Here is a 7094-nt window from a genome sequence, read left to right on the forward strand (position 1 = left end):
TACCACATATTCTGGCGCTTGAACATCTACCGCCTCTACAAGTCCATTTAAATTTACAGCTGCATCATTCAATACTTTGAAAACAACAGCCACATTGAAGGTAATCGCAGACTTCCCTTCAGCACTGTAAACCGGACCTCCACCTCCTCCAATGCGAAGCATTTGATAACCACCAGAATTAGAAATAAACGAAATACTACTATCTTTAAGCCCTAGAAATGGAATACATGAATCCCCACACTCCCTGTGACCTACATCTAAATCTCTTAAATTCCTATTGTCTTTCTCTAAAACCAACTGTGATTTACCAGATAAAAAAATCTTTACTTTAGCATCTTTATCAACACGGGCCGCCCCTTTAAGCACAGATTTATGAGCAAAAATCATCAAATCAGAAGAAGGCTCTGCTTCTAGAAAGAAATTACCGGAAACTTCCGATTCTTCTAAAACAACTCCTCCCTTCAAACCATTATCATAAATAGCTGTACCACCTGGAACTTTAAGAAAAGACTTCTTCAAAAAGACTATATCCCTTACTCTTTGATTTCCTTCCTGTTGTAGCGATCCGTCTCTCTCTCCTTCCAACGCCTCCTCTGACTCTAACGGACCTAAATAGATACCGTAAGAATCCCGTCCTAACATTATAACTTCTGAATCCTTTAAACGAGAACTCATTCTCAAAGAACCCATTTTAAAAACAGCCTCATGGCCTATAATGCTCCTCATAACGGCAGTAGAATCGGCTAAAGTCTCGCCTTCAGCGTCAGAAACTTTCCCGAATATAGAATCTTCATTCTTTTTATTTTTTTGATTAGTGGTATAGACTGCATGAAATCCAGGAGTATCGACAATAAAAGGATCAGCAATATCAATCTCGTCAAAATTTTCGTTAGCAACCCAGATGAAAGTAGAATTCAAGCCCTGAAGAGCTCCATTATCAAAAGCAACAAAACCTTTATTTGATAATAAAAAGACAGGCTGATCACCCTCCTCTTCTTGAAGATCTCCAGAACGCCTCTCTACATCCATACAACACTCTGCTTCACCTTTTTGCATCATTTGCATCTTAACATTTTTCATTTGAACTCTGCCCCCATTTATTGCCATAACCCCTGCAGCATCCCTTGAAAAAGCAAGTATTCCACCCTGCATCAATATCTCAGAATCTTCAGTACTAATCAGGCCATTTTCTGTCGCAATAACACGCACATTTTCTAAAAAAATAGATGCTTCTGAATCCGCAATAGCACCTATACGCGTTTTTCTGATGCTAGCATTCTTCATGGTGATCTCCCCTCCCATCTGAGCCTCAAGTCCAACAAGGAAACCATAAATATTGGAACGACTCAAATGCGCTTTTGCATCCATCATCATATGTATGGCGCTCCCCACCCCCCTTTCATCTACACTATCTTCATTATCTAGAACATTGTCATCAGTATCATTAGGAAAATACACTCCCTTGATAAATACATTGTCAATTCGAATATTTTGAGTTCCCAGGTTCCCCATCCCGTATACAGCATTCTCATCCTCTTTCTTCACAACAATACTCCCCCCTTTTATTGTTATTGAGTGCGCCTCACCATCACAGACGATAGGTTCACGATCCAGCGCATAACGGCTATCTTTACAGTTATAAGGTATAGGGGAAAAAGCCACTGTACGAGATTTCGTACCCTTTTTCTGAATAGGAGGAACTTCTATAGGTTCCTTATTCGCCACACAAACATTTACACCTTGTAAAAAGAAAAAAATACTTGTTGTAAGTGCACACAAATGCATACGGTGTCTAAATATGTTGATCATACATAAAACTCTCTAAATATAATTGCAAAATCACTATAATTTAAGTGAAAATAAGGTAAACGGACGATTTGTAACATATATTAGACAACTTTACAACATAATGTTATTTATAAATGTGTCATTTTGTACATAAAAATGACTAAATTAAGTTTTTAAGTGTCTGAACCCGTAATATTTAAAGGATGAAATAACGATGATAAAATATATGAAATGGGTAATTTCTGTTTTAGTTTTTGCAATTTGCTTCGCAATGTTTTCATTGGTAGGTGTGAATGCTTATACAAACATGACGATTAATCATGCTTCAGGTATGACTTCTGTTCCCGCCTCTCCCCAAAAGGTTATTGTATTTGACCTTGCTTCACTTGACAACATAAAGCACCTTGGTATCAAAGCAGTTGCTGGTGTTCCTGAAGGGAAAAAACCTACATATTTGCAAGAGTTTAATGATGCACAATATGAAAAAATTGGCACTCTTTTTGAACCTGATTATGAAAAAATTTCTTCTATACAGCCTGATTTGATCATTATTTCTTCGCGGACTCAAGCCAAGTATAAAGATTTATCTACAATCGCTCCAACTATTGATCTCACCATAAGGAATGAAAATGCTCTTGAAGATATTAAACGGAATATATCTATCCTGGGGAAAATTTTTGGTAAAGAAGAGGAAGCAAAAAAGGAAATTGCAAAACTCGATGAGACTTTAGAAAAAGTTCGTGAAAATACCAAAGGAAAAGGTACAGGCCTCATCCTCATGACCTCTGGTGGAAAGATCAGTGCTTTGGGTCCAAAGTCACGTTTTGATATTCTCCATTCCGCATTTGGAATTTCTCCTGCAACTGACAAACTCACCGTACAAAAACATGGACAACTTGTTTCTCATGAGTTTGTTTTTGAAACAAATCCTGACTGGTTATTGGTGGTTGATCGGGATGCGGCAATTGGACGGGAAGGACAATCTGCGGCACAACTACTTGATAATGAGCTTGTTAAGCGTACAACAGCTGGCAAAAAAGGCCAAATTATTTATTTGGACTCTTGGAGTTGGTATCGTGCGAGTGGTGGTCTAACTGGACTTAACGAAGCAGCACAGCAAATCAATGAAGCATTTACAAAAAGCAAATAGGCATATAAATGGCTTGCTTGCTATGGAAATAGAATTTAAGAGCAAAGGCTGCGTATAAGTGGCCTTTGTTTTTTAGTGGAAAATAATTTAACGTGAAAAATTACTGGATAACTGTAGCAATTCTTGCCCTGCTGTCTATTCTCAGCATTTTCGTTGGTTATTCTGATGTAACACTTTCTGATCTATTAACAGGCAATCCAAATGCGTGGCTTATTTTCTGGCAAACACGTCTTCCCCGTACAATCGCAGTGCTTTTGGTAGGTGCATCACTTGCACTCTCAGGCATGATTATGCAACTGCTTGTACGTAATCGTTTTGTCGAGCCATCAACTGCTGGAACTGTTGAATCTGCTTCCCTTGGTATTCTTTTTGTTATGATTTTTCTGCCCAATATCCCTGTTTTAGGAAAAATGATTGTTGCGACAATTTTTGCTATGACTGGCACGCTCTTGTTTATGTTTTTATTGCGCCGCGTTCTTTTAAAATCTGCTCTTATTGTACCACTTACAGGAATTATGTTGGGCTATGTTATTCGCTCCTTAACCAACGCCATTGCGGATTATGAAATGTTACTTCCCTCTCTTCAAGCCTATTTATTTGGCAGTTTTGCCATGGTTCTTGAGGGAAAATATGAGCTCTTATGGTTCTCTCTTCCCCTTTGCATTCTTGCCTATTTCACCGCTGACCGCTTTACGGTGGCTGGTCTTGGAGAAGACTTAACCAACAATCTTGGCCTTAATTATCGTACTGTCATGCTGTTTGGTCTTTTTATTGTTGCATCAATCATCGCTGTTGTTGTTTGTACCGTTGGCCGCATTCCTTTTGTTGGACTCATTATTCCCAACCTTATTTCAAATTTCATGGGAGATAATATGCGCCATACTGCTCCTTGGGTCGCAGTAAGTGGTGCAGGACTGGTTTTAATCTGTGACATTTTAGGAAGAATAATTCATCCTTCTTTTGAAATTCCCATTAGCACTATGATGGGGATTATTGGTAGTTTCATTTTTATTACACTGCTTTTACGCTGGAGAAAGCGTCTTGGATAAAAAGAGAGCAACAACCCTTCTATTGACAATGCTTATCATAATGGCGTGCACTGTGATCAGTCTTTACATGTCATGGAACATCAACATCTATACGTGGTCATTTCGTCTTACAAAACTTGTTTCTCTTCTTCTTGTTGCATATACAATTACCGTTTCCACGGTGTTATTTCAAACAGTTGTAAACAATCGTCTTCTTACACCTTCTATTATGGGGTTTGATCAGCTTTATATTTTAATCAAAACTGTCACAATATATTTTTTAGGCTCTCTTTCCTTGCCTTTTTTGAATGAAGAAGGACAATTAGCTCTTGAAGCTCTTATTCTTATTGTCTTTTCAGTAAGCCTTTTTCGCTTTTTATTTACAGGGACTCTAAAAGGGCTTCATTTGACACTCTTAATTGGTGTTATTTTAGGTGGCTTTTTTTTCAGTTTACGTATGTTTATGCAATTGCAATTAAATCCAGATCAAATGATGAATTTAACGGATATCATGTTTGCAAATTTTAATAAATTTAATACGTCATCAATAAGTTTTGCCACAATCATTGTCTTGATTATAAGTTTCGTTGGTTGGCGTTCACGTCACCTACTTGATATTCTTGCTCTAGGACGCGAAAATGCACTTAATCTTGGTGTTGATTATCACAAAAGTGCCATAGCTATTCTGATATTTATTTCTATTCTCGTATCCATTTCCACAACCCTGGTAGGACCCGTCACCTTTTTTGGACTATTAGTTGCTAATCTTGCTTACGAAATTTCCCCCCAGGCAAAACATGGTTTTGTTGTACCCGTTGCAATATTATTGGCTATCATTTGTTTGGTTGGTGGACAATTTATCTTAGAGCAAATTTTTCATATGGCAGGACGCTTAAGTTTTATTATTGAATTTTGTGGCGGTATTGTCTTCTTAACATTACTGATGAAGGGAAAACTAAAATGATTGAGATCAATCATCTTTCCAAGTCTTATGGAGCAAGGTTGATTATCGATAATTTATGCCTTCATCTTCCCAAAGGGGGGATTATTTCTCTCATTGGTCCCAATGGTTCTGGAAAATCAACACTTTTAATGCTGATAAGGCGTCTTTTACCACACCATAATGGTACAATTCATGTTGATGGCTTTAATATTGATAAAATGCCCCATGATATTTTGGCGCAAAAACTTTCAATTTTGCGTCAAGAGAATCCTTTGACCTTTCGTTTAACCGTGTACGATTTAGTAAGTTTTGGACGTTATCCGTACTCAAAAGGCTGGTATAATAATGAAGATAAACAATTTATTGACAGCGCACTACGATATCTCGGCTTACAAGATCTAAAAGACCGCTTTTTGGATGAACTTTCTGGTGGACAGCGCCAGCGCGCTTTCATCGCAATGGTCATCTGTCAAGATACTGATTACCTCCTCTTAGATGAACCATTGAACAATCTGGATATGAAACATGCTGTTTCCATGATGAAGCAATTACGCCGTACAGCCGATGAACTTAAAAAAACTATTCTCGTTGTTATGCATGATATTAATTTCGCATCATCTTATTCAGATATGATTGTTGCACTCAAAAGAGGCAAAGCAGCTTATTGTGGAACACCACAAGAAATTATGCAGCCAGAAATTCTGAAAGACATCTATGATGTAGATATTCAGGTCAAAACAATCAATGGCGTACCTATTGCCCTTTATTATCGATAAATTTCTCTTATTTAATCATCATTATAGGGACTATTTTTGTACTTGCATGCACTGTAAAATCTGCTAAAGATGGCGGAAACTGCGTAGTGGGGAATAGTTTAATGGTAGAACAGCGGACTCTGACTCCGTCAATCTTGGTTCGAATCCAGGTTCCCCAGCCAATCAACAAAATCTAAGAAAAAAATTTGGACCCCTAGAGTCCACCCATTCCATTGAGCTTATTTTTTTACGTCCCTGAAATTTTCTGTTTAATTTTATGGTATATTTTTGATGATATACGGAATTTTGCAATAAAAATGATAGTATTTTGTCTTTATTTTAACCTTAAATTGCCTTTATTTGAAAAATCGTAGTATATGCGTTGGCTATAACACGTGTTTCCCGTGTTTTCTTAAACCATTTGCTGGTTTCTAAATGTAACTTGTCATCGGGTTTTGCATAATTTGACAGCAGGTTTTGCATCAATTTATTTTTTCCAAGAGTCTTCAAAGCGATTTTCTGAGCTTTTACAGACTTTTTTAAAATCTTCAAAAGCAGATGAAGAACTCTAAAACACATGCTCTACAAGCCCCCTTCATGTAAATTGCCAAACCCTAAGCATCTCAAGAGAATTTCTAGATAATTGGCTACAACATGAAAAATAAATATGTTAGCGTGTCTTTGAACAACAGGTTTCTTTTTGCATGAAGGTCAAACACATTTACCAAGAAACGCATTATAAAAGAACGATCAACAATCAAAAGTGCCAACCGCAATATTTGCTATTTAAGTCAGACACTACAATCACGATGATGGGAGGAACTTCACAGAGAAAAATGCAGTATTATCTACAGAAGACGGTGGACATATTAAGGTCACAGATATTGCTTTAAAAACAAACAGGAGTGAACTTGGTATAGGTGATAATATCTCTAAATTGTGTAATGGCTCTGGTGCATTTTCTACAAGCGCGGGCAGCACGATTGAGTTGGAAAAGACAACGATTAATAACACTTTAAACTGCATTTTCTATTAATGCAGAGAAAATTGTAAACGATGTTATATACCTTCAAAAAAAATCCATATAATGTAATATTTACTTAAAATATTGTTGCTAAATAGTAATTTTATATTTAGAAAAAAATAAATTTGAAAAAAACAATTATTGTTTAAAATATATTTTAATATAACACAATATGATATAAAATATAAATGCATTATATATTTTAAATTATTTTTTTATTTTGATAAAATTATTTTATTTATTTTGACATATCAAAACAAATAAAATAATTAGATTGACGAATTATTGTATTAACAACTATCCATTTTCTATTCTTCTTATAAGTTAGCGGGGGAATAAATATTGGGGGCTTTAAAGGAGAGTACTTGTGTCTAAAAAATCCCTTTTATCATGTACTGCAACAGCA

General features: G+C 36.3%; 4 protein-coding genes, 1 tRNA gene and 1 pseudogene. 5 read left to right on the forward strand and 1 reads right to left on the reverse strand.

The genetic code is table 11. The annotated features are described in order from the left end of the window. Positions 1–1545 (reverse strand): annotated as a pseudogene (locus J7R07_RS07585) (hypothetical protein); the annotation flags it as partial. 457 nt (positions 1546–2002) lie between these two features. Between J7R07_RS07585 and J7R07_RS07590 the strand changes: the two are divergent. From J7R07_RS07590 to J7R07_RS07610, 5 genes are all read left to right on the forward strand, one after another. Further along, positions 2003–2938, forward strand: coding sequence for a siderophore ABC transporter substrate-binding protein (locus tag J7R07_RS07590; protein WP_208436267.1), 936 nt, complete (start codon positions 2003–2005; stop codon positions 2936–2938). Between the two features lie 92 nt (positions 2939–3030). Beyond that, positions 3031–3987, forward strand: coding sequence for an ABC transporter permease (locus J7R07_RS07595; protein WP_208436268.1), 957 nt, complete (start codon positions 3031–3033; stop codon positions 3985–3987). Beyond that, entirely contained in the window at positions 3980–4930 is a 951-nt protein-coding gene (locus tag J7R07_RS07600; RefSeq protein ID WP_208436269.1) for an iron chelate uptake ABC transporter family permease subunit, read from the forward strand. Before J7R07_RS07595 ends, J7R07_RS07600 begins: the two co-directional genes overlap by 8 nt. Further along, entirely contained in the window at positions 4927–5685 is a 759-nt protein-coding gene (locus J7R07_RS07605; protein WP_208436270.1) for an iron ABC transporter ATP-binding protein, read from the forward strand. Before J7R07_RS07600 ends, J7R07_RS07605 begins: the two co-directional genes overlap by 4 nt. Positions 5686–5772: 87 nt before the next feature. Next, positions 5773–5846, forward strand: a tRNA-Gln gene (locus tag J7R07_RS07610). Positions 5847–7094: the final 1248 nt, after the last annotated feature.

Origin of the sequence: Bartonella phoceensis (assembly GCF_902825145.1) — a bacterium.
In the GTDB taxonomy this organism is placed as follows: domain Bacteria; phylum Pseudomonadota; class Alphaproteobacteria; order Rhizobiales; family Rhizobiaceae; genus Bartonella; species Bartonella phoceensis.

Bases quoted from the DNA above. Each gene is read 5' to 3' on its own strand.
- J7R07_RS07590 (WP_208436267.1), top strand. From the start codon at position 2,003: ATGATAAAATATATGAAATGGGTAATTTCTGTTTTAGTTTTTGCAATT.
- J7R07_RS07605 (WP_208436270.1), top strand. From the start codon at position 4,927: ATGATTGAGATCAATCATCTTTCCAAGTCTTATGGAGCAAGGTTGATT.